At 47.2% G+C, this 25,022-nt stretch carries 17 protein-coding genes; 4 read left to right on the top strand and 13 right to left on the bottom strand.

Translation table 11 applies throughout. From position 1 onward, the window contains the following. Positions 1-64: 64 nt before the first annotated feature. The 9 genes from MHI06_RS09370 to MHI06_RS09330 form a co-directional block, all read right to left on the bottom strand. Positions 65-1,882, bottom strand: a complete 1,818-nt coding sequence (locus MHI06_RS09370) for an ABC transporter ATP-binding protein (protein WP_340402086.1) — start codon at positions 1,880-1,882, stop codon at positions 65-67. Beyond that, complete coding sequence (locus MHI06_RS09365) at positions 1,882-3,015, bottom strand: nucleotidyltransferase family protein (RefSeq protein WP_340402085.1); 1,134 nt, start codon at positions 3,013-3,015, stop codon at positions 1,882-1,884. Before MHI06_RS09365 ends, MHI06_RS09370 begins: the two co-directional genes overlap by 1 nt. 52 nt (positions 3,016-3,067) lie before the next feature. Beyond that, entirely contained in the window at positions 3,068-3,550 is a 483-nt protein-coding gene (locus tag MHI06_RS09360) for a lasso peptide biosynthesis B2 protein (protein ID WP_340402084.1), read from the bottom strand. A 4-nt stretch (positions 3,551-3,554) separates the two neighbouring features. Continuing rightward, a complete protein-coding gene (locus MHI06_RS09355; protein ID WP_340401285.1) occupies positions 3,555-3,854 on the bottom strand; it encodes a lasso peptide biosynthesis PqqD family chaperone in 300 nt (99 codons plus the stop codon). Then, on the bottom strand, positions 3,851-4,798 hold the full coding sequence (locus MHI06_RS09350; RefSeq protein WP_340401284.1) for an aldolase: 948 nt from the start codon (positions 4,796-4,798) through the stop codon (positions 3,851-3,853). The genes MHI06_RS09355 and MHI06_RS09350 overlap by 4 nt, the downstream gene beginning before the upstream one ends. 138 nt (positions 4,799-4,936) lie before the next feature. Beyond that, positions 4,937-5,068: a paeninodin family lasso peptide gene (locus MHI06_RS09345; RefSeq protein WP_105408482.1), complete on the bottom strand. Its 132-nt coding sequence runs from the start codon at positions 5,066-5,068 to the stop codon at positions 4,937-4,939. Between the two features lie 35 nt (positions 5,069-5,103). Continuing rightward, positions 5,104-7,035, bottom strand: coding sequence for an asparagine synthase-related protein (locus MHI06_RS09340; RefSeq protein WP_169478759.1), 1,932 nt, complete (start codon positions 7,033-7,035; stop codon positions 5,104-5,106). Then, on the bottom strand, positions 7,032-8,300 hold the full coding sequence (locus MHI06_RS09335) for a sulfotransferase (protein ID WP_340401283.1): 1,269 nt from the start codon (positions 8,298-8,300) through the stop codon (positions 7,032-7,034). The genes MHI06_RS09340 and MHI06_RS09335 overlap by 4 nt, the downstream gene beginning before the upstream one ends. Before the next feature lie 423 nt (positions 8,301-8,723). Beyond that, a complete protein-coding gene (locus MHI06_RS09330) occupies positions 8,724-10,061 on the bottom strand; it encodes an MFS transporter (protein WP_340401282.1) in 1,338 nt (445 codons plus the stop codon). 256 nt (positions 10,062-10,317) lie between these two features. Here MHI06_RS09330 and yhbH point away from each other — a divergent pair, with 256 nt between their 5' ends. The 4 genes from yhbH (at position 10,318) to MHI06_RS09310 (ending at position 16,204) form a co-directional block, all read left to right on the top strand. Beyond that, positions 10,318-11,487, top strand: a complete 1,170-nt coding sequence (gene yhbH / locus MHI06_RS09325; protein WP_036609998.1) for a sporulation protein YhbH — start codon at positions 10,318-10,320, stop codon at positions 11,485-11,487. Continuing rightward, positions 11,484-12,920, top strand: a complete 1,437-nt coding sequence (locus MHI06_RS09320) for a SpoVR family protein (protein WP_169478762.1) — start codon at positions 11,484-11,486, stop codon at positions 12,918-12,920. The genes yhbH and MHI06_RS09320 overlap by 4 nt, the downstream gene beginning before the upstream one ends. A gap of 266 nt (positions 12,921-13,186) precedes the next feature. Continuing rightward, positions 13,187-14,515: an ABC transporter substrate-binding protein gene (locus MHI06_RS09315; protein ID WP_340401281.1), complete on the top strand. Its 1,329-nt coding sequence runs from the start codon at positions 13,187-13,189 to the stop codon at positions 14,513-14,515. Next, positions 14,516-16,204 carry a methyl-accepting chemotaxis protein gene (locus MHI06_RS09310; protein ID WP_340401280.1) on the top strand — a complete coding sequence of 563 codons (1,689 nt, stop codon included), beginning with the start codon at positions 14,516-14,518 and terminating at the stop codon, positions 16,202-16,204. A 149-nt stretch (positions 16,205-16,353) separates the two neighbouring features. Here MHI06_RS09310 and MHI06_RS09305 read toward each other — a convergent pair whose 3' ends face one another. The 4 genes from MHI06_RS09305 to MHI06_RS09290 all read right to left on the bottom strand — a co-directional run bounded on the left by MHI06_RS09305 (position 16,354) and on the right by MHI06_RS09290 (position 24,953). Next, positions 16,354-18,834 (bottom strand): EAL domain-containing protein, encoded by a 2,481-nt coding sequence (locus MHI06_RS09305; protein WP_340401279.1) that lies wholly within the window; start codon positions 18,832-18,834, stop codon positions 16,354-16,356. 267 nt (positions 18,835-19,101) lie between these two features. Beyond that, complete coding sequence (locus MHI06_RS09300; protein WP_340401278.1) at positions 19,102-22,395, bottom strand: endo-1,4-beta-xylanase; 3,294 nt, start codon at positions 22,393-22,395, stop codon at positions 19,102-19,104. 413 nt (positions 22,396-22,808) lie between these two features. Then, positions 22,809-23,816, bottom strand: coding sequence for a LacI family DNA-binding transcriptional regulator (locus MHI06_RS09295; protein WP_340016417.1), 1,008 nt, complete (start codon positions 23,814-23,816; stop codon positions 22,809-22,811). Between the two features lie 129 nt (positions 23,817-23,945). Beyond that, the gene (locus MHI06_RS09290; protein ID WP_340401277.1) at positions 23,946-24,953 is read right to left on the bottom strand and encodes a globin-coupled sensor protein; all 1,008 of its coding nucleotides are present in this window, start codon (positions 24,951-24,953) and stop codon (positions 23,946-23,948) included. Between the last annotated feature and the right edge of the window lie 69 nt (positions 24,954-25,022).

Here is a 25,022-nt window from a genome sequence, read left to right as displayed (position 1 = left end):
CACTAATGACTTACATGAAAGGCGCGCCATCGTGGCGCGCCTCTTTACGTTATGGCTTGCCTCCCTACTGTCCTACAACACCCGCTTGCATGTTCAGAAGTTTGCTGAACGTGCCTACCGGGTCTGTAGATAACTGCTGATATCCGCCCTCTTGGATGACACGACCTTCGTCCAGCACAATCACACGATCTGCCGTCCGAATGGTGGACAATCGGTGTGCAATCACGATAATGGTGACATGTCCTTTTAACCGTTCCAGCGCCTCATGAATGTACTGTTCATTCTCACTGTCCAGCGCACTCGTTGCTTCATCCAGCACTAGCACCGAAGGATTCCGCAGCATGGCCCGGGCAAGCACCAACCGTTGGCGTTCCCCCCCAGATAGTCGGATACCTCGATCACCTATAATCGTATCCAGACCCTGAGGTAACTTCCGTACAAAAGCCGCAGAAGACGAAAACTGCAATGCTTGCCACATCTGTTCTTCACTTGCATTCGGATCAACCAGACGCAGATTCTCCCGAATACTCGTATGAAACAGGAATGGGTCCTGGGAGACATATCCGATGGAACTTCGCCAGCTCAGTAATCGTTCTTCTGACAACGGTACACCGTCAATCAGAATACGACCAGTTTCAGGCCTCACAAGGCCCATAATCAGATCTATCAGCGTGCTCTTGCCTGCTCCGGATTTGCCTACAATCGCGGTCATGCCCCTTGCAGGTATAGAAGCTTGCACATTCATCAATGAATACGTATCACTTCCCTCATAGCGATAGCAGATATCCTGACACGTGATAGATTCCTTCAGTTTCATAGGTTGAATCCCACCAATTCCAACATCTCCTGCTGAGGCAATCTCTTCACTAAACTCACGACTCTTCGCCGTCTGCGCTTGCAGTTCTCTTACCACCCGAAACGCAGGCAGCATGGAGCTGATGTACTCCAAATTGGACTGAATCGCCGTAAACCTTGGCCATAAGCGGGAAAAGATAAGGATAATGAGTATGAGACTTGCCGGAGGTACTGTCATTACACGGAGAGAAAGATAGATGAATGCCGCAATAATGATAGCTGCGGACATCCGGTGAATCAGCTGTGTGCCACTGTTCAATTGGCTAAATTGAATGACATTGCGTTCAATCTGTCTGCACATGCGCTCAAACCAGTTCATGTGTGAACGCTCGAGCATATTGCTCTTGATATCCTTAATTCCGTTGAAATGCTCGGTAATGCCGTTATAATAACTTTGCGAGAATTCAGAGGTCTGGTCTCCGATCTGCTTGGCCCGCTTGACGAATTTTCGTAAGACAAAAAATAATAACAATCCACAGACCAGCACAAGTGCCGTCAGCTTGGCGGATAACCAGAAAGCAAGACCGATCTGAATGCCCGTAAAGATCAGCGAGGCTGCCATTTGCAGCATAATGCTCGTTCCTTGGCTCACACGTGCAAGTTCAGTCGTTAATATATGGTTAAAATCGGATTTTCGTTTTTGGAGAAAAAATGACCATTGCGCCATGATAATGGCACCATAGGTTTCCATGCGCAGCGTTCGTACAAATTGCTGCTGGATTCGCGTATTACGGATCGTCTGGAGACGCTGCATCCAGGCCTGTCCGGAGACAATCAACACAAAGGTGAACAGTACGAGTAACAATTGACTATTCTCAGAAAAACGATTCAACACTTCTCCGAGCCAGGGAATGTTCAAGCCTGTGGAGCCCATATCAAATATGCCGATCAGACTCAGCATCGGAACAAGCATGTAGATGCCGATCCCTTCCATGAGACTGATACAGATCATCCCAAGCAGATTCCAATATAAAATGGGCCCCGTAACATGATGCAACTTTCGCATGAAATACTTTAATTCCGAGATCATACTTTACCCCTTTCCGTCACCGTATACCTTTTAATTCGCCGCCAGAACCAGAGAAACGGACGTAACGGAAAGTATAGAAAAAACAAAGAACGTGGAAGCGGCAATTGATCCACATCCCATGTACTTGGATATAAACGTTCAATAAAGAAAAACCATTTCTGCTTCGTACTTCGAAGTTTAAACAGATACGATTGATAAGACTTCATATCAGCTGGACTTTCCAGCATGTCATTCATGAACAGTACGCCTTCACTGGCTAATCGCTTGCCTGTACGATCACTCAAGGACATTAAGGACCTGTACTCTGCATCCAGCGGCGTGTTAAATAAATCCGAGGTCAAGCAGAGCGCCTGCGAACCGATCGATAACCGTCCTTCTGCTTTCAGACGCCGTTCTACTTTCTTCACATCGAGTGACATACTGCGAATCATCTGGTCGATATCCAGCAACCAGCGTAGTCTGAACCATCCGTGCCGCGCTCCATGAGTTACCAGATAAGCCCACAGATCTTCTTGTTCGAGCATGCGGACAGGTGTCTGTGTGTATGAACTGAACCGGCTGCGTTGCCACAGCAATTCAAAATCGGTTTCTTTGCCCGAATCCGGGTTAAGCCGCCAATGGATCTCCACTTGAGTCTTCTTGACCGGATGTGTGTAACAGATATGATGTTCCCGCCATTTCCAACTACGAACCGTATGTGTTCGCTCCTCTTCCTTGGATACGTAACCTAGGGTAGCAAGAATACCTTCAGCCGCTTCCACATCATCGAATGGAATCAGAATATCCAGGTCTTTGGAAGTACGCATGGATACATCGCCATAGAGATCATGTGCGAGCGCCGGTCCCTTTAGTGTAATATTGCGGATGCCTCTTTCACGAAAAGCTCCGCACACCTGCTCCATCTCAGCTGTCAGATGTAACATGCGAAACGTATTGGCCGTATATTGTTGTCGCAGACTCTCCATAACATCCGCCGGAATGATCGTGGAGTTCAGTTCTTTCATTTTCAGGTAAAGGACAGAGTACAAGCGGTGATGATAGACAAGCCGCAGAAAGAGCTGCCAATCCGTTCCCTGCAAACGCGCCTTGAGTTCTTCAGGGGATAGAGCCGTCAGATCACCTCTAATCATACTCAAAATCAGTTTAAGCTCCTTCGGAAATCCTGATGAATAGAGTTCACTTTCATGTATCATAGACAATCTCCCCAGATCCCTTCTCCGGACACCGTTTGCCAAACACGCCGACAACCGTATATTGGTCCATAGTATCTGCTCCGGTCACGATCAATTTCCCACTTCGCAGCCAGGCATGAGCCATCATATGTCCTTGCTTATTTCGTGCAGTCCCCATATATAACGTACTCTCTATCTTGCGTCGCTCAAGCATCTTCATCCCGGCAATCGCCATAACAAGGCAGCGGCTTTCCCATAACGTATATTTGCTGGCGAGCACAATCGCTCTGGAAATATTCCGTATCGCAATTACCTCGCTGCGGTCGAGTCCGGTCATCGGTGTTTCGACCATGGGCATCCCCAGCCCGGGTGCGATTTTGGCAAATGGCATAGCCTTCAGGATTCGCGCCCAACCCAGGAGAACATAAGCTTCCCAGACCAGTCGGCGCATCGCGCGCGGAAGGGAGAAATAGGCCTTCATTTTTCGCAACATCATTCTACACTCCGCGAGCAACGTCGATTAATCCCTCACGGGACAGATGTTCCAGGAATTGCACTACCTGCTCACGACATACATCCGGCTCAATCTCATACTCCGCAGCAAGTACCTCCACCAGTTCCCCCAGCGTACGTTCCTCTGCGATCAGATCCCAGATTCTCCCGCCCGTACTCCCGAGATTATAGTACTTTCCAGAGCTAATGCTCATCATGACTTTCTCACCGCCCATATCACTGACCAGATTACCTTCCTTCCGGGTTACCCGGTCTTCCACATTCATCGGTGTAGTTGCTGTCATTGTCCTGTATGCACTCCTTTGCGTATATGATCTGTGATCCGATCCACCATCTCAAATGCTGTAAACTCAGCGCCCTTTCTGGTCAATCTGCCTATTTCCACACTTGCCGAGAGTCTTGAGACGGTCTCGAATAGCCATTGTGCCAACCCTTGCCTTGCAACGAGTCCACCACGGAACGTATGGGAGCATAACAGATGCAGTCGTTCCAGCCCTGTCACTTCAACCAGTTGAACGGACGTATGGTCTTCTTCCGGTTGTGGAGCAAGTTCAAATACCCCTGCCAGTGGCACAGCCATCTCATGAAAATAGTGCTGAACAGGTATCGCATACTTCGTAATCTCTGCATGAACCGTTGCATAATCCTGTTCCTTCATGCCGAAGCCATCCAGACTGGACTGCCATAACTTCTGTTGCGGATAACCAGGTGATACGATGGCTCTTCCCCCAGCATCCCAGGTCAGTGCGACAACATCATCGGTGAGAAGCGGATATCCGCGTGATGCGAGTGCAGCCGACAGCGTTGATTTCCCTGCCCCCGAATGTCCGACAAATGCGTAAGCCCAGCCATCCATAACAACTGCACTACCATGTAGTGGAAGAATGCCACGTTGCATCATAATAACCGCCATACAGGTGCCCAGGATGAATAATCTAACCTTCTTCTCATCTGCTCCCGGTTGTGAGCATACAACGATGCGCTTTCCTTGCTCCATTAGAAACAGACCTGTATCTTCGATTTTGAAAAAAAGGCTGCCTTCCCTTGCCACAAAGTTGTCGTTGCCGAGATCCCACTTCTCCCACAATGTAGTCAGATCTGATGACTCAATGTGTACATCCGCGATATCAGAACGAATCTCTGCATGCATGGGTACGCTCTGCAGTTCAGGCATTGGAATTTGGCTCGACCAGCGCAAACCATACGCTACATAATGCACAGGCAACAATGAACGACGCCTCCTTCGTAATAAAATGTAAAAAAAAGCCCTTATATTCGTGTTGCTCAATATAAGGGCGGAGGCGAAAAGCTGGATTTGTTGCATTCCGCCCTTTAAGTATGATGACACTACATAAAACTTAATAACTTAGGAAGTTGGATCGTACAGATCTGCATCGTGAACCGTTACCCAGTCAATTTGTCTGTAGCCAGTACCGGCCATCGTTTGATTGACTTCCAACACTTCAAGAGCTGGTGCTTGCCATTCCTTTTTTTCCATTTGCATCGTATTCACCTCCTTTCATGTGCCCTCATTCAAAATTTCCGAATGAACCGATAGACGATCAGACTATGCATCATCAATCGCAGATCTGGATGAGACGCAAGTTCAGGTCTCGGACTCGGAAAATTGGCCAGAGCAGACTTGATACGCTCCGTGTTTAATATGCCAGCGACCTTGCTGTCAGAACACAAGGCATGCAACTCGGCCGTAAAGGCATCCCAATTCGGAATGATGCGATGTAACCAATCCGCCGGCTGAACACCCCGTACCCGCTGATTCAGTCTGACCTTATCAGGCAACTCCGGTGAAGTAGCCCGGCGAATCAACGAACGATCCGTCCCTTGTTTCACATATTGTTCAATCGGTACGGACAGGCAGAACCGAATGACTCTGGCATCGCTTGTCGGGTCACGCTCCCAAGCCCGGTAACGGAGAGAACATTTCGTGGCGACAGCACCGTTTTTGTTCGCAATGGCCAGATTATTGAATTTCTCGGCACGCACTTTGAGCGCATCCGCCTGGGCACCGCCCTGCAGAACGATAATGGATTTGAGTCGTTCCAGTACACCCGTTCTCTGCGCAAAATCAGGATGAATCAACTGTACGGATGCGGCCTGGCTGGCTCCTTTGGACTGAGCCTTGAACCAATCCGGATATGCCTTTTTCCCTGTGATCTTGGCTATACGGGAGAAAGGCATGCCAGTGCGTTCACTATACTGCTGCATCTCACGGAACCAGCGGTACCAACGGCCACTTTTCAGCAGACTGGCGTAATAATCCAGAGCCGGACCCCAGGAGATGGTGAAATTACCACGTGCCCCTGTGAGTAGAATGCCTGCATCCTGCTGGCTCGCTTTTTCATAGAATCCGCGTATCCAGAACGAATTTTCAAAGTATTTATAGGGCATCTCCATAATGTCGAGCCAAGTATCCACTTCACTGAGAGGACTTCTGCCTTCAAAATCAAGATAGTTCTCTGTGATATTGCCGACGTGATTAATCGTGGAACGAATGAAGGGCCTCTCGTCTGCCAGCAACGTTTTCGACGTATAATCAGTGAAATCCGGCACGGGAACATAACTATAGGCATGCAGCCGTTTGCCCTGACTTCTCAGTGTTCCGGAGGCAAAACCAACCACGGCTCCGGAGTCGAGCCCTCCACTTAATGCAGCAGCCACTTGCCTGTGAGTTCGCAATCGTGATCCGACCGCCTGCCCAAAGACCTCTCGAAACGCTTCTACATATTCACCGTCGGATTTAAGCCTTAGAGGCTCCACTTCATCCCAGCGATGATATTGCTTTAGTTCCAGCCTCCCGTCCCGGAAGACAAGTGTATGTGCAGAAGGCAGCTGACTTATTCCCCGGTATACGGTCGAGTTGATATCTGCTGAATCATGCATGTCAGGAATGGCAAGGAACTCAGATAACCAGGTCTCATCAAGTTCTTTATGTACCCCTTCAAGTCCGAGCAACGGATTCATGAGTGTGCAGAAAGCAAAACGTGAACCATCATGTCGGTAATAAAAAGCTCTCATGCCTGTAATGTCTCTTGCTGCATATAGTTTGCGATTCCGATCATCCCAGATGGCAAATACAAAATCCCCTAGTAATCGAACAGCCACATCGTCTCCCCAACGCTGATAGGCACGCAGGATCAGTTCACTATCCGCCAACATAGCCAGTTCTGCTCTGGATATCTGTAATTGATCTGCCAGTTGTTCCCGATTATCCAGGATGGCATCTGCTGTGATGGTCAGACCACTATCCTCATCATATAAAGGCAGCTTCTCGCTTACCGATTCCGGTGTAATCCACTGGGCATGACAGCTAAGGAACGCCTCATTGCCTTTCCAGACCCCTGTCGTATCTGCAGGCACATGCCCCAGGCTTGCGTACAAACGCCAGCTGTCTTCCCATAGCGCCTGCTGACCATCGTTGTGAACAATTCCCGCTATGGCGCTCATGATTTTCCTCCCCGTAGAATCTTGCGCTGTGAAGCCCAAGCGCTGATCTGATGACCAAATGGTACCCATGATTTGATACGCTGTATTTTGCTTTGAGCAGAGGCCAGTTGGAGTTTCAAGCGCTCCCGCTCGCCGTATCCCCGTTCCAGTCGATGATCTGCTGCTCGTAGCGCGGCCTGTAACTGCCTGATCGTTGCCAGCGCAGCCAACGTCGGATCTGTCTTTTCCTTTCCTTCGACAACTGGATCATTCCGATTCGCGAGCGAATCACGAACAACAGAATCAGCTGGCTGCATCCGGTATTGTTGCTGCCACTGGCAACCGGTCGCTACCGTCAACTGATGCGTGATTCGGTCAATGACTTCCTGATCCGGACTTGCTTCATAACGAACACCCGTCCATTGTTCAGCTTCCGCCAGCTGTTCACTGTACCCCATCCGGTGGAACAGATCTGCACCCATAACACGGCAATACAGTTCAACTTCTTGTGGATCTAATATACTTTTCCAGTTGTTAACAGAACCCTGATGAGCCTCTTGATGCGAAGAGAGGAATGGATCACCAACCCCCATACTGTAGAACATGTCAGATTTTGCACTATCCAGAAACTGTCCATACTGTTCCATACCCTGTTCATATCGAATCCCCAGAAATGCACATAGTTTCTCGAGTTCTTCCTGAGGTCTGGCGACCAATTGTTCATATTGCAGTTCATGCGCATTGGTGTGTGGTTCGGCAAAATAATCATTCAGGCGGAGCATACCCAGTGTGAGATCTACGGCTTTCATATTTAATTTGCTACTCTGTAGACTATGAGTCAGATCGAATCCTTCACCTGTATGACGGTTTACCTTTTTGAATGATGCTGCTATAGCCAGAGGATTACGCTGGAGATGAATGCGCTTGGACTGCGGGAACAAACGATCCAGCCATTCAAGCATGTAATAATAACGCGGAGATTTATCAACGATGAAGTCTGCTCCACTGCCTTCCAGGAATCCATTGTAGATCTCAAGAGCAAAACTTCTGCACGCCTTTTCGAAAACATCCTCAGATACCATGGCATTGTAGAACTGACGCATGATGGAGCTGCCACCGTAAGCACGTGAATCGGTCTTTGGCAGATCGACAAGGCTCATCAGAAACCACATTTCCTGGGTGGCAAATATACGACTGTGATTTTGTAGCATGACGGTGGACAACGAGCTACCACTGCGGGGAACACATAGTAAGAAAACAAGTCCGTTACCTTGAGCGTCGATCAATGGCAGCCTCTCCTTTGTTCATTAAAATAAGCATGCAGCCGGGATAGACCAGACTCTACTTTTGTGTTTGGCAAAACGATTACTACGCACGCTATAGGTCAGCATTTTGCAACATTCCGTCGGAATTTAACCCAAGAGTGATGCAAAATACATGTATTCTTTCGACAACTCTCAGATACATTATGTATTCATAGTTTTACTCTATGATACAAAATGTATCATGTCAATCTTTTATTTTCACCTTTTCATAAATTGTTACTCTTTCACTGTATTCTGCTGTCTGTCGTTTAAGCACTTATTCATAATCAATTCTGAGCAGGATGCACAAACGCGAATAAGCTCCAGACATGTTCTGCGAGGAACAATGCCTGAAGCCATGAGAGTAATTCATTAGAGAAGTTTGATATGAAAACCGATGAACAACTAACCTGTAAACCTTACATTTGAACTTTTCCCAGCAGCTCCGATACTCCCATTTCGCTCTTCTTCCTGATCTGCCCGTGTAGCATCCTGCATCCCGTTCTGTACCTTCACGGTTAACAATACAGCAATTCCCGCGACGAAAAAGAAGATGAGCGACAGAATACCCCAACGCGTGGAACCAGTGATCTGCCCAACATAACCAAACACAAATGGACCGAAGATCGAAGAGAATTTGCCTGTAATATTCACAAAGCCAAAATACTCTCCTGTTCTGCCAGCTGGCATCAGATTGCTAAACAGGGAACGAGCTGTGGATTGACTCACACCCTGCACGACACCAACCAGCCCAGCGAGTATATAAAAGTGGCTCGCTTGTGTCATGAAATAACCGAGGATCACGATACATATGTACACGGATAAACTCACGATTAATACCTGCTTTGCGCCCCAGCGCTGCGCCCATGCTCCCAGTAACAAGGTGCACGGGAAACCGATGAACTGGGTTAGCAGCAGTGCGAGCATCAAGTCGGCTGTACCTATGCCTATACTTGTCCCATAGATCGTAGCCATAAGAATGATGGTATTAATGCCGTCATTAAAAAACCAGAACGCCACCAGCATACGAATTAACTGGGGAAAACGTCGCATCTGACGGAAGGTTTGCCGCAGTCTGCGAACGCCCACCACGGCGTAACCTTTCCATGATCCAGGCATGTCCGGTGATGCAGGACGTCTCGGAGCATGGCGGAAGATCGGTATCGAGAACAGTAACCACCACAACGATACAGAGATGAACGCAAGCCTTGTACCTGCCAGTGTACTGCTCATCCCAAACCAGCCCGGTTGCTGAATCATCAGCATATTGACGGCAAGCAGCAAGCCTCCTCCAATATATCCATAGGCATAACCTTTGGAGGATATCATGTCCCTTCGTTCCACGGGTACCAGATCCGGCAGCATCGCATCGTAAAAGGTGTTACCACCCGCAAAACCAATGGTGGATATGACCAGTAACGCGGAAGCAAGTAGCCAGTCCCCTTCTCCAATTGCGCTGAATCCCAATGTGGCAAGAACGCCTATGATTGCAAATACACGCAGGAAGTCGCCCTTCCGTCCTGACAAATCAGCCAACGTGCCAAGCAACGGTGTTAGCAGAGCTACGCACAACATGCCAATGGAGTGTGTGTAGGCTAGGTAGGAAGCAGCGGTATCCGTATCCAGCGTAGCTGCAGCCACCGAAGCATAGAATACGGGCAATACTGCCGCCAGTACTGTTGTTGCATACGCCGAGTTGGCCCAATCATACATAATCCAAGCCTTGATCGCCTTTTTATTCACATGAATCCTTCCTTTGCACGCATCTCTATTAAATAATTGATGTCTTTCTCCTATTGTAAAGGAAGGATATCACACTTGTTCACTGTTTCTGTAAAAAATGGTGCAGTTCTGTTCTTACGACTCACCTTACCTCTGAGGTGAACTTGCGTAATTGTATCATTTTATATCCACTCTCATCACATATCGTCCCCGCCCGTGAATATACTTAATTACCGACAGGCCAAACTGTGCCGCGTAATCAATGGGGGGTGCCTACATGTCAAATTCACACCAGCCTTACTCGTTCGTCGTGTCGAAGGAAGATTGGTCGCTTCACCGCAAAGGGTACCAGGACCAGCAGCGCCATCAGCAAAAGGTGAAAGATGTCATCAAGCAGAATCTGCCTGATCTGATCACGGAAGAAAACATCATCATGTCTGATGGAAAACAAATCATCAAGGTACCAATCCGCAGTCTGGATGAGTACCGTTTTGTGTATAACTACCAGAAGCAAAAACATGTCGGTCAAGGAGACGGTGACAGTCAGGTCGGAGACGTCATCGGTCGTGATCCCTCTGCTTCGCAGAAACCCGGCAAAGGCGAAAAAGCTGGTGATCAGCCTGGTCATGATATTGTGGAAGCCGAAGTTAGTATTGAGGAATTGGAAGATATGCTCTTCGCTGAGCTGGAATTACCCGATCTGAAGCAGAAAGACAAAGACCTGATTGAGACACATACGGTAGTTTTCAACGATATTCGCAAAAAAGGCATGCAGTCCAATATTGACAAGAAACGTACCATTCTGGAAAATCTGCGTCGCAATGCAACGACCGGTACGCCAGGCATCCATCACATCAGTCCGGATGACCTGCGCTACAAGACATGGGAAGACAAAATTATTCCACAATCCAATGCCGTTATTATTGCCATGATGGATACATCCGGGTCCATGGGTTCATTTGAGAAATACTGCGCACGCAGCTTCTTCTTCTGGATGACCCGTTTTCTACGCCGTCAGTATGAGAAAGTTGAGATTGTTTTCCTCGCCCATCATACGGAAGCCAAGGAAGTAACAGAAGAAGAGTTCTTTACCCGTGGCGAGAGCGGAGGCACCATCTGCTCCTCTGTATATATGAAGGCACTGGATATTATTGACAGCCGGTATCCACCTTCAAGCTACAACATCTACCCTTTCCACTTCTCTGACGGGGATAACCTGACCTCGGATAACGAGCGGTGTGTGAAGCTGATCGGTGAGTTAATGAAGCGTAGTAACATGTTTGGGTACGGCGAGGTGAATCAGTACAACCGCAGCAGCACACTGATGTCGGCTTACCGTCATATCAAGATGGATCAGTTCATGTATTATGTGATCAAAGAAAAAGGCGAAGTGTACAAAGCTTTGCGCAGCTTTTTCCAGAAAAGGGAAGGAGGCAGCGTTAGATGACAGATGAAATCCGCGACCTAGAATACGCCATTGCCGAGATTATGGAGATTGCCGATGGATTCGGCCTGGATTATTACCCCATGCGGTACGAAATCTGCCCATCGGATATTATTTATACATTTGGAGCTTACGGCATGCCGACCAGATTCAGTCACTGGAGCTTCGGCAAAACATTTCATAAGATGAAAATGCAATACGACTTTGGACTCAGCAAAATTTATGAGCTTGTCATCAACTCCAACCCTTGTTATGCCTTCCTGCTGGATGGCAATTCCCTGATTCAGAACAAATTGATCGTGGCCCACGTACTGGCGCACTGCGATTTTTTCAAAAATAATGCCCGCTTCTCCAAATCCAATCGAAATATGGTCGAAAGTATGGCCGCTACAGCGGATCGGATTAGTAATTATGAGATGGAGTACGGAACGGAAGCGGTTGAAGCATTTATCGATGCCGTGATCGCGATTCAGGAACATGTGGACCCACAGCTGATTAAACCCCGCCATTTGGACAAACAACGCTACATGGAGATGAAAATGCGGGAGCAGCGTGGTGAGAAAGCACCACGGCCTGAAGGCCGCTATGATGATCTATGGTCACTTGACGATGTGCAGACCGAAGAAGCACCTGCCGAAGGCATTCAGGTCCATCACTTTCCGCCTGAACCGGAGAAGGATGTTATGTGGTTTATTCAGGAATTCTCGGAAGTGCTGACCGACTGGCAGCGGGATATCATGAGTATGATGCGTGAAGAGATGCTTTATTTCTGGCCACAGATGGAAACTAAAATCATGAACGAAGGCTGGGCCTCCTACTGGCATCAACGCATTATACGTGAGCTCGATCTGAACAGTGAGGATACGATCGAATTTGCCAAACTCAACTCCTCCGTGGTGCAGCCATCCAAGCAAAGTCTGAACCCGTATTATTTGGGATTGAAGATTTTCGAGGATATTGAACGCCGCTGGGATAACCCAACCCGTGAAGAACAGGAACGTTGGGGCCGCAAACCGGGCCAAGGTCGTGCCAAAATGTTCGAGGTGCGTGAATTTGATTCCGATACCTCCTTCATCCGCAATTACATGACCAAGCAATTAACCGAAGATCTCGACCTTTACGTATTTGAGAAAAAAGGTCCTGATTGGAAAATCACCGACAAGGCCTGGGAGAACATACGGGATCAGCTCGTATTTTCACGTGTCAACGGGGGGTCCCCTTATCTGGTCGTGCAAGATGCTGACTATTTGCGGACCGGAGAACTCGTGCTTAAACATCAATATGAAGGCATCGAGCTGGATCTGAAATATATGGAACGCACCCTACCCTATCTGTATCGCCTCTGGGGACGTACGGTACATGTAGAGACACGTGTCGAGGATAAACCGATCTGGTTTACGTATGATGGCAAGAAGCACCACCGCAAGTTTTTGTGAGGTTCCAATAGCCCCTTCTCTTTTTTGATAAAGAGAACCTTCGTATCACGCATGAAAGATGGCGACATATCATAAAAAACACAATAAGCGGCAAGTTCCCGAGACACACGGGGACTTGCCGCTTGGCATTTCAAAATCAATATTTAAAATTGCGTTTCATCGCATTATGAGATAGAGCCACATTCATCTAATTAAAAAAATTAAAAATCCGATAAATTACATTAATGATCATTCACTAAATTGATCAAAAGCAAGGGGGGGCAATCGTGAGTTATTTGATGAAAATGAAAATCGCTTTGTGCACCATCATGGCTGCTGCACTGATAACAGGTTGTACTAATCAGGATGCACAGAAAACAGAAGCAACGTCAGAAACAGGCCAAAAAATATTAAAGGTTGCCTGGTGGGGAAATGATGGACGCAAAGAAAGAACACTGAAGGTTATCGAGTTATTTGAGAAGAAATACCCTGATATTAAAGTGGAACCGTCTGATGGCCCGAATGGTGAGTATTGGACAATGCTTGCAATGAATGCCGCAGATCAACAATTCCCTGATGTCATTCAAATGGACTACAAGTATATTGACGAATTCGTGCAACGCAAGCTGTTGTTGCCGCTGGATGAGTTGGTTTCTTCTGGTGATTTGAATATAGCTGATCTTGATGCCTCTTCACTTGCTTCAGGGAAGATCGATGATAAACTGTACGGCGTGGTAACAGGTATTAATGCACAAGGGATCATTTACAACCCTGACTTTTTCACGGAAAACGGGATTGAGCCGCCATCTATAGGCTATACATACGAGGATCTTGCTGAGATCGCAAGGCAGTTGAAAGCAACTGTGGATCAGCCCGGGTTTTATCCGATTGGTTCGGGAGAATTGGATTTCCCTTATTATTTGAGACAACGTGGAACTTCTCTATACTCGATTGATGGTAGTACGCTTGGTTATGACAAGGATGAATACTTGGCGGATTTCTTCAAGATGGAAAAGCAGTTCATTGATGAAAAGTTGATGGCTAGTCCGGAAGAGACCAGAAACCGTACCGCTGACAAAGATAAGCTTATCGTGAACAAGTTAGCAGCGTTTCATATGCTGACAAGTAATAACGTTGTAAGCTACAGTAAATCGACAGAGAAGGCGTTAAAGCTCATTCCGCTCCCGGGTTACAAAGGCGGTTCAGAAGGCAACTATGTTAAGCCATCCATGTATTTTTCCGTCTCTGCTTATACGAAGCAGACGAAGGAAGCCGCATTGTTCGTTGATTTCTTCTTTAATGATTTGGACGCAAACGACATATTGCAAGCTGAGCGTGGTGTTCCAGCTACGGCGAAAGTACGCGAGCATCTGCTCAGTTCGATGAAGGAAGAGGATAAAGAGCAGTATAAATATATGGAGCACGTCGAGCAGCATTCCAGTCCAATTGATCCACCCGTGCCACTTGTAGCAAACAGCATTAATATTTTATTCACCAAGGCTAGAAATCAAATGCTTCAGGGAGACATCACACCGGAAGAGGCTGCGAAACAATTCAGAGATGGCGCAACAGAAGTGTTCGCGGAAGTCGTCTCCAATGGGGAAGGATCTAGCTAAATGAAATTGACGATTAGCAAAAAACTATATAGCGGATTTATATCTATTTTATTATTATTGTGTCTCATTGCCACAGTCAGTTATCTTCAAATCAATTCTATTGATACAACCTACCAAAAGCTCCTTAGTGATCGTGCTGATATCGTAAGTAAGGTTAAAACACTTAGTCTTGCTATTAAGGATGAGAATTTAAGTATAAACACGTTTTTACTTATGGGTGAGGAAGATGACATCACATCTTATCGTGAAGCGGTGCGCAGTTACGCTATGGTCAGTCAGGAGATTCAATCGCGGACAACAGATCCGAATGACTGGCTACTGCTACAAGGACTAGATTTGCTGCAACAGAATTTCACAACTAATGCGGAAGAGATCATTGAATTCAAGAAGCAAAATGAAGTAGAAAATTATATGAAGCTCACCCTTAAAAATGAGCCGATCATCGATAAGTTTATGCAAACGGCTGATCGTTACATAAAAATACAGGAGGACGCTTTGGCGCAAAGTCTTAATGATACGCAAAGTAGTATTGCCGATTCCAAAAGATTTGTTATTATATTGCTCATTGTAACCATATTGGCTGGCATTGGTATTGCTTTCTTCATCAGTCGAATGATCACGTTACCAATCCGAAGAATTACCTCAGTAGCTGAGTTAATTGCAGCCGGTGATTTGACAAGCGAACCAGTTAAAGTGAAAAACCGAGATGAGATCGGTTCACTTGCTGTATCTTTCCAACGGATGACTGAAAACTTACGAAGTCTTATTGAGCAAGTATCGCAAAATGCGATGCAAGTTGCCGCGTCGTCAGAGCAATTGATGGCAGGTGCAGAGCAAACGACCAAAGCAACGGAGCAAGTCGTCGAAATTATCGAGCAGGTAGCCAGTGGTTCAGAACGGCAAATAGCTGTCGTTCAGGAAAGTGTAGCTTTTGTCGGCAATATGTCAGTGGAGTCAAGGAATATCGCTCATAGCGCCCGCGAAGTCGCTGATAAATCGAATGTTGCAACACAGACAGCTGCAGATGGCACGATAGCCGTACAGTCTGCTATACGTCAGATGGAGGATATTCAATCAACAGTTAAGAAAATAGAGGATGGCGTTCATGTACTTGGCTCTCGGTCCAATGAGATCGGCCAAATTGTTGAAGTGATTTCAACGATTGCCAAGCAGACCAATCTACTTGCGCTTAATGCCGCAATTGAGGCAGCGCGTGCTGGTGAAGCGGGTCGCGGCTTCGCTGTCGTATCGTCAGAGGTACGTAAGCTTGCGGAACAGTCCTCACTCTCAAGTAAGCAAATCGCTGAGCTCGTTCGTTCTATTCAAGCAGATACTCAGGTGACGGTCCATAATGTCAGAGAAGGTAATGAAGTTGTCCAAGCTGGTATTATAGCGGTCTCGACCGCAGGCGAATCATTCCTGCATATTCGGGAGGCTGTCGACTCGGTCACTTCCCAAATTAATTCCGTATCCGAAGCGTCTCATCAATTGTCGGAAGACACCGTTAAGCTTGCTGAAACATTGCAGGGAGTAGCAATAGTAGCAGAAGAAACTTCTTCCGGTACAATCAGTGTATCGGCTGCGACAGAACAGCAGCTGGCAACGATGGAGGAAATAACCTCTTCGTCTCAAGCGCTGGCTCTAATGGCCGAGGAATTGCTTCATTCTGTTAAGGATATTAAGCTCTAGGACCGAAGCAGATCGTTATATTCAACCGTTTGTACGATATGTTGTATTGAACTCTATACTTTTATCCAGTGTTATATAAAAATAAAAAGTAAACAAAAAGCGGCAAGTTCCCGACACACACGGGGACTTGCCGCTTGGTATTTATAGGATTAGGATTGTACCGGTGGTGTACCATTGCCCTGCAACCGCAGCGGTACAAAAAAGTCATGTTCCACTTCACTTGCAGGCAGTGGACGACTGAAATAATACCCCTGTATCTCCCGGCAGTCATTCTGCATCAGAATATCCAACTGCCCTTTCGTCTCAATGCCTTCGGCAATCACTTCCATCTGGAGATTCTGAGCCATCGAAATAATGGTTGCCACAATCGCCTGATCGCTCCGATTTTCCGTAATGTCTGTCACGAATGAACGATCAATCTTGAGCTTATGAATCGGGAAATGCTTCAGATAACTCAGTGAACTGTATCCCGTACCGAAATCATCCAGACTGATCTTGACACCCAATGCTGTCAGTTCGTTCAGGATCGCCGTGGATACTGTTGCATCCATCATCATACTCTCTGTAATCTCCAGCTCCAGATATCGTGCATCCAGCCCTGTCTCATGAAGTGCATTCTTGACCTGTTCTACCAAATTGGATTGATGGAACTGCTGGCTGGACAAGTTAACCGATACCGGAATGAGCGGTCCACCACTGGCATGCCAGAGCTTCATCTGCCTGCACGCTTCCCGCAGCGTCCAGTTACCAATCTCATAGATCATACCTGTCTCTTCTGCGAGCGGGATGAATACATTAGGTGCGAGCAGACCTTTGAGTGGATGATTCCAACGAATAAGAGCCTCCACACCAATCATGCGGCTATCCTCGGTACGAATCTGCGGTTGATAATACAGGACCATCTCCTCGCGCTCCAACGCTTTACGCAAGTAACCTTCCAGCTCAATACGTTCATAGAGTTCCGAATCGAGTTGGGCGGTATAGAACTGAAAACCGTTCTTGCCATTCTTCTTCACTTCATACATGGCGGAGTCCGCATGTTTCAGCAAAGAATCTGCTCCCACTCCATGGTGCGGATACATCGCAATCCCGATGCTAGCTGTCACGTAAAAGTCATTTTCCTTTAATCGGTAAGGTAACTGAATGGCTTCTACAATCTGTTTCGCGAGTTCGGCCACCCGAACCTCAGTCGCTTGATCATGGGTCACCACCAGTGTGAATTCATCACCGCCCATACGGGCCAACATGACATTTTCCATAGCTTTTGGATCGGAGGCTTCTATCGCTGCTATAATTCGGTTGCTGACTTCTCTTAGAAATACGTCCCCGACGGAGTGTCCGAGGGAGTCATTAATCATTTTGAAACGGTCTATATCCATTACCATAACAGCAAAAGAATTTCCTTCTTCTTCAGAAGCTTGAATCGTACCCGCCAGCATATCATCCAACTTGCGCCGATTGGGCAGCCCTGTCAGTGGATCATGCAAAGCCTGGTGACGAATGCTCTCCTGAGCCTGCTTCTCCTCAGTAATGTCCTTGATTAGAATGTGGCTTCCCACATGTTTATCATCAATGACAACAGGAACCACAACAATACTAAGGTCCAGAAGTTCACCCTGTACGTCCCTCATTTTGGCCATATAGTGCACCTGCTCCAGACGATTATCATCCCAGTCGATGGAATCAAATTCACTGATCCACTCTATTTCGATCCGCTGAGCAATCTCGTCAATGGAACGATCCATGACCTCTTTTTCAGGATATCCGGTAATCGTCGTTACAGCAACATTTATCCCTTTGACAATGCCTTCCTTGTCCACGGAGATAATGGCATCCGAATGGTTATGATACAAGGCCTGATACCACTGCTCATTCTCATGAATCCGCCGATCTTTCTGAGACATTCGCTGATTGATAAATATGCCAAACAACGTCAAGCCCAGTGCAATAAACGTGCCCGATGCAATCAAATAGGCGAGAATACCTGGCTCAATCTGCATTCCTGAACTAACCATTGCGCCATGTGAATGATGGAACTGTGCGGCTGACATCCCGGTATAGTGCATTCCGGAGATACCCACGCCCATAATAAGACCGCTACCCATCTTGTAAACCCAGGTATGGCTGGATTGACGATAACGGAAGAAAAACATAAGCCACAATGCCGCGAATGAAGCAATGGCTGCAATTAGAATGGATAACACCACTCTGCCTGGTTCATACGTAACAGGGGTCGACATTGCTGCCATGCCCACATAATGCATCGAACTGATCCCTGCAGTCATAAGTACGCCAGCAATCATAAGCTTTCTTATCTTGCCCGATTGTCTACCCGCAATGTTCAAGGCCACCCCTGATGCGACAATAGCGAGTAGAACAGATAAAACAACCTTACCGGTGGAATAGGAAACTTGCGTAGGCAGAACAAATGCCAGCATACCCACGAAATGCATGGACCAGATACCCAGACCCATGGAGACTGCGCCGCAGGTGAGCCATACATTCCGCGCCACCCCGCTAGCCTGACTGACACGGCCTGCAAGGTCAAGCGCCGCGTACGAAGCTAGCGATGCAATAATATAGGATAAAATAACAAGTTCTAAGTTGTACGTACCATGTAGGTGCTCCACTCACTCTGTCCTTTCAACCGGGAAATGCCTCATATGTATGCAAAAATGTAAAAAAGAAGCGAGTGCACTGTCTGGATGACAGGCACTCCCTCCGCATCATTTGACTTGTGAACACAGACTTAGTTCAAGCCGGTGTCATACATCGGAACCCGTTTAATATGAATGTATATAGTCTAAACGTCCTAGCCTTGAAAATCAACACTTTTTTCCAGAAATACGGATGTTTAATAGCTGACATTTTCGCATTCAAATCCAGATCTGAATATCCTATTTGCGTGTCAGTAGCAAACTGCCAAAACCGGAAGTATCTCGATAAGAATTACCTGATGCATCACTCCAGATGGAGACACTGCTTCGCTTGCCATCCCCGGCGCCATCATCATTAACCTGAAGATCGAATCCAATCCATCTTTTCCCTTCAGCCAGAACGCTATCCAGTGGGATCGCCACCTCAACTATATATCCCCCACTTGTTAATCGGGTGGCTGATTTGAAGCTTTCTTTCCGTGCATTTCCTCCAAAAGAACTCTCATTATCAAAGTTAACCCGGTACTGGGCGTCATCCTCCTGGTAGTATGATGTCTGATCTTTGCTCGGGTCGATAAAAATCTCGATCGAATCCTGCTCATGTGCATTGGTGCTTAATTTGCTCCGCAAAGGATCTTTCACGTCTGCCAGTACATATACATACTGTTCATCCCATAGCAGCTGTGCTGTTGCCGTTGCCCCTGAATCCCCAAGTGCCCATACATCTGTGGTGATCGATGTTGCTTTTTTCCAGACCCGATCCTTCTGACCATCTATAACCGGGGTGCCATAAGTAACCTTCGCGTGTTTCAGTGCAGAGCCCAGCTTCAATTTGCCTCGATTGGCAGGTATATTCGGCTGCTGATCGGAAATATCGTTCCATACGATCGTAGCTGTCTTTCCAGCAGCATATTCGTCCATAATTCGAAAATCCAGGGACAGTACCTGCCCTTCTGTTAATAAAGCGGCTGACAAAGGTAGTGATGCGTACACAACATAACCCGTTTTTGTCTCCTGTACGCTGTACACATTTTTATCCTTGCCTTTACCGCCCTCTCGTTTGAACGTATACTGACCATTTACAGGCGGCGGATTTTTCTTCTTAGCAAATAAAATATCTCCAGAAGATGCAGCGACCGTACCCTGCGTTTCTTCCGCAAGTAAAACCTGAACCTGATCACCTTTGCGACGTGTGGTATCCTTTACTTCCACTCTTAAATTCACCTTTTTGGCATCCCATAGTACTCTCGCCTCACCGGTAAACCCGGATGTACCATCTGCCAGATGATGAATATTTAGCCCTCTTACAGCCCCCCAAAGCATATCTTCCTGCCCTTTGCGATCCGGGAGAGAAACACTAGCCTTAGGCGCTGTCCATTCATTGCGATATACCGGAAGCGCGGACGCGTCCACCAATGCCCAATAGGCCGGTTTCGCTTTCAATTTTCGATCAAACAGCAATGGTGCATCTTTACGCCCTTTCACCGGATGATTATCAAGCCATGTGCCATCATCAGCAAGTCCCCACACGGTCACACTATCCATTACACCTCGTTCATCGAATTCGTGGAACAAGTCGAACAACTCACGATAACGGTAAGCCTGCTCTAGCATTAACTCCTCCGTTACAGCCTTCTCCTGTTCCGAAGACCCTGAATAGATGGAAACGTCCAGTTCCGTCACCTGAATGTTCACTCCAAGTGCAGCTACCCTGTTAAAAGCTTCTCGAATCTGTTGCACGTCCGGCCCATACATGGATACATGCATCTGAAAACCAACGGCATCAATTGGCGTTCCTTTGGCTAGCAGCTTCTCAACAAGTTCCACCATGTCATTCAGCTTGCTAGCACTACCCTCCAGCCCGTAATCATTGATGACCAGCACAGCATCGGGATCGGCCTCACGCGCATAACGAAAAGCTAGCTCAATATAATCACTGTCATCCCCGTCACCGTCCACATCTCCAATAATGTCTCTCCACTTGGAGCCGCTCGCCTCATTACGCAGTCCGCCTCCGTCCGAGATGACTTCATTGACGACATCCCATGTGTGTACTTGCCCTTGGTAACGATTCATAATCGTTTGAATATGCGTCTTCATCCGAAGAAGCAACTGTTCTCGCGTGGCTGGCTGTGATACATCATCCGGATGGGTAAAGAACCATTCTGGCACCTGACTGTGCCACAATAACGTATGCCCTCTCACCTGCATGTTGTTTGCTTCAGCAAAGTTCACCAGACGATCCGCCTCGGACCAGACAAACTGCCCCTCACGCGGTTGCATGGCATCCATCTTCATAAAGTTACCTGCGGTAATACTGTTAAAGTGTTTCGTTAACAACTGGGAGTGTGGATCTTGTTCATCCAGTGCAGATAAGTCAATCGCCGCTCCCAGTGCATAGGATGTTGCAAGCGTACTTGCCAGATTCGGAATATCTTCCTCAATTTCAATCTGCTCCGCAGCTGTAATTGATACATCATCAATGTAGAAAGGAATGGTGTCAGCCGGGGTAACCTGCTCTGACTGCTTCCATGGAGTCTCGGCATACACCCTTAATCCAGTTATTCCGCTGTTTTCTCCCGGAACGACGATGTCTGCCTCAATTTTCTTCCACTCGCCTTTGTTCAGCGTCGTAGAAGCAAACGAAGCATATTCACGGTTTGCGGAGTCATCGTTATATTCCTTTTCCAATGAACCGTTAATAACCTGACTCGCAGGTCCTTCATCATACATCGCCCAGAACGACACATGAACGGTACTTCCCTTTTGCAGATGATCCAGCACCTCAATCAGCGGTCCGTGGAACGTCTCAGTCCGAGATGAGGTTTTTAGGCTGTGTGTGCTGTTATGACCGATGCCGGTTACCACCTCCAGATGCTCACTGCCCCGTGAACGCCAATTGCCAAGGTTACCATCTTCAAAATCAGCCGTAAACAGCTGTGCACCAGGTTCAACAGGCTCGCCCGGATTTTCCGGTGCAGGTGTCACCAGACGTACGTTGAACGCATCCAGCAGATATGCACTGGTCGGATCGGCACTCTCCAGATACAACAACAGGTCCGTTCCTTGCTGGAAACTGTATTGCCCTTGCAGTTTAACCCACTCCTGATCCGTTACTTGCTGAGCTGCATTCACTTGATCGTACTGCGCAGGCTGGTTGCCATCCCGACGTTCCACCGTAAATTTCAGATTGGCAGGTACGGAACCTGCGACCAGCTTCACATATCCGGAGATCTCAACTACTGTACCTTTCTCTACTACACCTGTCAGAGATAATGCAGGGCCATTCCATGCCGCTGTTCGTCCCGTGGTCTGAAGTGAATATGCCCCTTCATATGCCTGATCCCCGGTAGCCGCGACAGTTACTCCGCCTCTCGCCATCCACCCTTGGGTCGTACCATCCTCATACGAGTGAGCCAGTAACGTATCACCAGCTGCTGCAGCCTTCACATGTGACCCTTCTGTACCGATACCAGGTAACAAACTGAGAACCATCACAGCTGCCATGCATAACCTTAACCATTTTCCGCCCATTCCATCTCCTCCTCGTAGGTTCATGTCAACATACTATGATTCTGCCAAGCGTCGGGCCTTTCACAACAATGTACTGCATACATGGATATACTCTGTTGATCATTACGCTGGCAACAATCTTCATTGTTGCACGGATGGCATCAGGAACACCTGATGCATGGTCACCAACCTTTACGAGTGAGTATGACTTTTGCCACTCATACTTACTTTTTCGATATTAAGTAAGCGGTTACAAATAAATTTATGTTATTATACCTTTTATTGTCAATACACATAATAAGTGAAAATAACAATCCCTTTAGATTGTTGTTAAGCCTCTATCCAGCGGTGAAAATCAGTGAACTATCTATCATCATAACAAGACGATACGATAAAAAAGCACAGCCTATGGCTGTGCTCTTGTTTGTTCCAAATTATGATTCATTGACTGGTGCTGTCGTCTGACGGATAACCAGATTGGAGGGTTCCGTAACAACAGGAGGAGAATACGCCGGATTTTCGATCATGGCAATCAGATATTCAATGGACTTAATGCCAATGGAATAGATGTTCTGATTCACCGTGGTCAGCCCTGGTTTGAACACCTCAGCATAATACGTATTGTCGAATCCAACAACCGAGATATCCTCCGGTACACGCAGTCCATGCTTTTCAATTTCATGAATCGCACCAAAGGCAGACATATCCGAAGCACAGACAATCCCCGTTGGCTGATCCTGAAGTGCCAGCAACCGCCGGGCGGCCTTGCTTCCCCCATCGAATGAATAATCGCAGATCTCCAGGTATACCGTAGAATACGGAATGCCACATTCTTTCAGCCCTTCCCGATATCCTTCCAATCGCAGATTGGCTACGGCAGGTCCAAGCGTGCCTGAGATATAGGCAATCTTGTGATGCCCAAGCTCATGCAGATGTTTGACACTCATCGAGATCCCGTTCGCGTTATCCGTTGTAATGTACCCGGCACGCTTGCCTAACATGTCTGTATCAACAAACATCGTCGGAATCTCTGCATCCACCAGTTCCTGAATACTCGCGTTTTCTCTGCCTTCCCCGAATACTACAACGCCATCCACATTACGACTGCGGCAATGTTTGATGAACGAGTATGTCGGGTCATCGAATCGAGTAGACAACCGGACAAGATCATATCCACTGTTCTCCAGCGCAGTCTTGATCCCTTCCAGCAACTCTGACACAAACGGGTTCGTAAACGGAACCGTTAACAGTACGCCCACCGTCCATGAACGGCGTTTTACAAGTCCACGTGCGACCACATTGGGTTGATATTTCAATAATTCGATGGCTATATTGACTTTTTTGCGTGTTTTTTCACTTACATCGGGATAATCGTTTATCACTTTGGAAACGGTTGCAACAGATACTCCCGCTTCCTTGGCCACATCATGGATAGAAGCCATCTGATCACCTCAACCTCTTTCAAATCCCCTGTCTCCGGCTGCATTTTCTATAACATCGGCAGGTTTGTCTACCCATTATAGCTTAAAACAGCCTGAAACGGTATGGAAGCTTCCTAATGGTTTTAACGTCTATTCCTGCTGTTCCAGTTTCTTCAAATCCAGAGACAGTTTCTCCATTGTTGTCGCAAATACAGCGAGTTCAGCCGAGCGTGAAGCTTGGCTCCGTGCACCGCGGGACGTATGATCCGACTCCTGCTGCACACTGCTCAGTTTCTTCATGATCTGCTCCAGATTAGACTGAATTTTACCCTGGGCATCCCGGGAACTTGCTGCAAGCTTGCGCACCTCACTGGCGACTACTTCGAAGCCTCGTCCAAACTCTCCTGCATGAGCAGCTTCTATCGCTGCATTCAGACCGACAAGATGACTCTGGTCCGATATCTCGCGAATGAGTTCACCCATTTTTCCAATCTGATGGATCTCCCCCGTCAATTCAGTGAGCAGAACTTGAGCCTGATCCTGAGAAGCAGCTGTTTCTTTCGCTACACTCGAGATCGCCGAAGCATTTTCATTTAATTCACTAATCATGCCCGTAAGCTCTTGCGTAATCTGTGTAATCGCCTGCAATGTATGTTGTTGATCATCGGCAAGCTGGTGTAACTTTTCTTTTTCTTTCTTCTCATAGGCCTCAAGGACAAGCTGTGAATCCAGATTGAACATTTTGCTAAGCGCCTGAATGACAAGATGCCAGGAATCAGGAATAACCTGTTGGAATATGCTCGTTGCAATATCTAGATAGACCATGTAGGTGCCCAGATAATAATCTTCGGACAGACCAATCCGGGAATGCACAAGTCCAATCGCAATCCGTTGCTCAATATATGCGTCGTCAACGACCCCGTCCGTCATCGATAACCAGTACATCTTCTGTGTTTCTTTTAGACGATCAATCGTAGAGAATCGGGCGATCAGATCTACCAACTCGGGATAATTCCCCACATGATTGTAGAAATGATCGACCACTTCATTAACGACTTTTTTAAAAACAGGCCGATGATCGGCAAGCAGAGTTAGATCCCCTGCGGTTAATCCCATATAATCAAGTTGCTTCTGTCTTGTTGCGGAAATACTGCTCATATCTGGTTCAGTCAGCTCCTTAATAAACACGATATTACTTTAAATTGTAAATATATGTATCGATTATAG

Source organism: Paenibacillus sp. FSL H8-0079, assembly GCF_037991315.1.
Classification (GTDB): Bacteria; Bacillota; Bacilli; order Paenibacillales; family Paenibacillaceae; genus Paenibacillus.
This window is presented reverse-complemented; position numbering and strand designations above follow the sequence as displayed.

Excerpts from the sequence above, each read along its gene's own strand:
- MHI06_RS09300 (WP_340401278.1), bottom strand. The coding sequence starts at position 22,395 with ATGGGCGGAAAATGGTTAAGGTTATGCATGGCAGCTGTGATGGTTCTC.
- MHI06_RS09310 (WP_340401280.1), top strand. The coding sequence starts at position 14,516 with ATGAAATTGACGATTAGCAAAAAACTATATAGCGGATTTATATCTATT.
- yhbH (WP_036609998.1), top strand. The coding sequence starts at position 10,318 with ATGTCAAATTCACACCAGCCTTACTCGTTCGTCGTGTCGAAGGAAGAT.
- MHI06_RS09340 (WP_169478759.1), bottom strand. The coding sequence starts at position 7,035 with ATGAGCGCCATAGCGGGAATTGTTCACAACGATGGTCAGCAGGCGCTA.
- MHI06_RS09345 (WP_105408482.1), bottom strand. The coding sequence starts at position 5,068 with ATGGAAAAAAAGGAATGGCAAGCACCAGCTCTTGAAGTGTTGGAAGTC.
- MHI06_RS09290 (WP_340401277.1), bottom strand. The coding sequence starts at position 24,953 with ATGAGCAGTATTTCCGCAACAAGACAGAAGCAACTTGATTATATGGGA.
- MHI06_RS09355 (WP_340401285.1), bottom strand. The coding sequence starts at position 3,854 with ATGACAGCAACTACACCGATGAATGTGGAAGACCGGGTAACCCGGAAG.
- MHI06_RS09320 (WP_169478762.1), top strand. The coding sequence starts at position 11,484 with ATGACAGATGAAATCCGCGACCTAGAATACGCCATTGCCGAGATTATG.
- MHI06_RS09360 (WP_340402084.1), bottom strand. The coding sequence starts at position 3,550 with ATGTTGCGAAAAATGAAGGCCTATTTCTCCCTTCCGCGCGCGATGCGC.
- MHI06_RS09295 (WP_340016417.1), bottom strand. The coding sequence starts at position 23,816 with ATGGCTTCTATCCATGATGTGGCCAAGGAAGCGGGAGTATCTGTTGCA.
- MHI06_RS09365 (WP_340402085.1), bottom strand. The coding sequence starts at position 3,015 with ATGATTAGAGGTGATCTGACGGCTCTATCCCCTGAAGAACTCAAGGCG.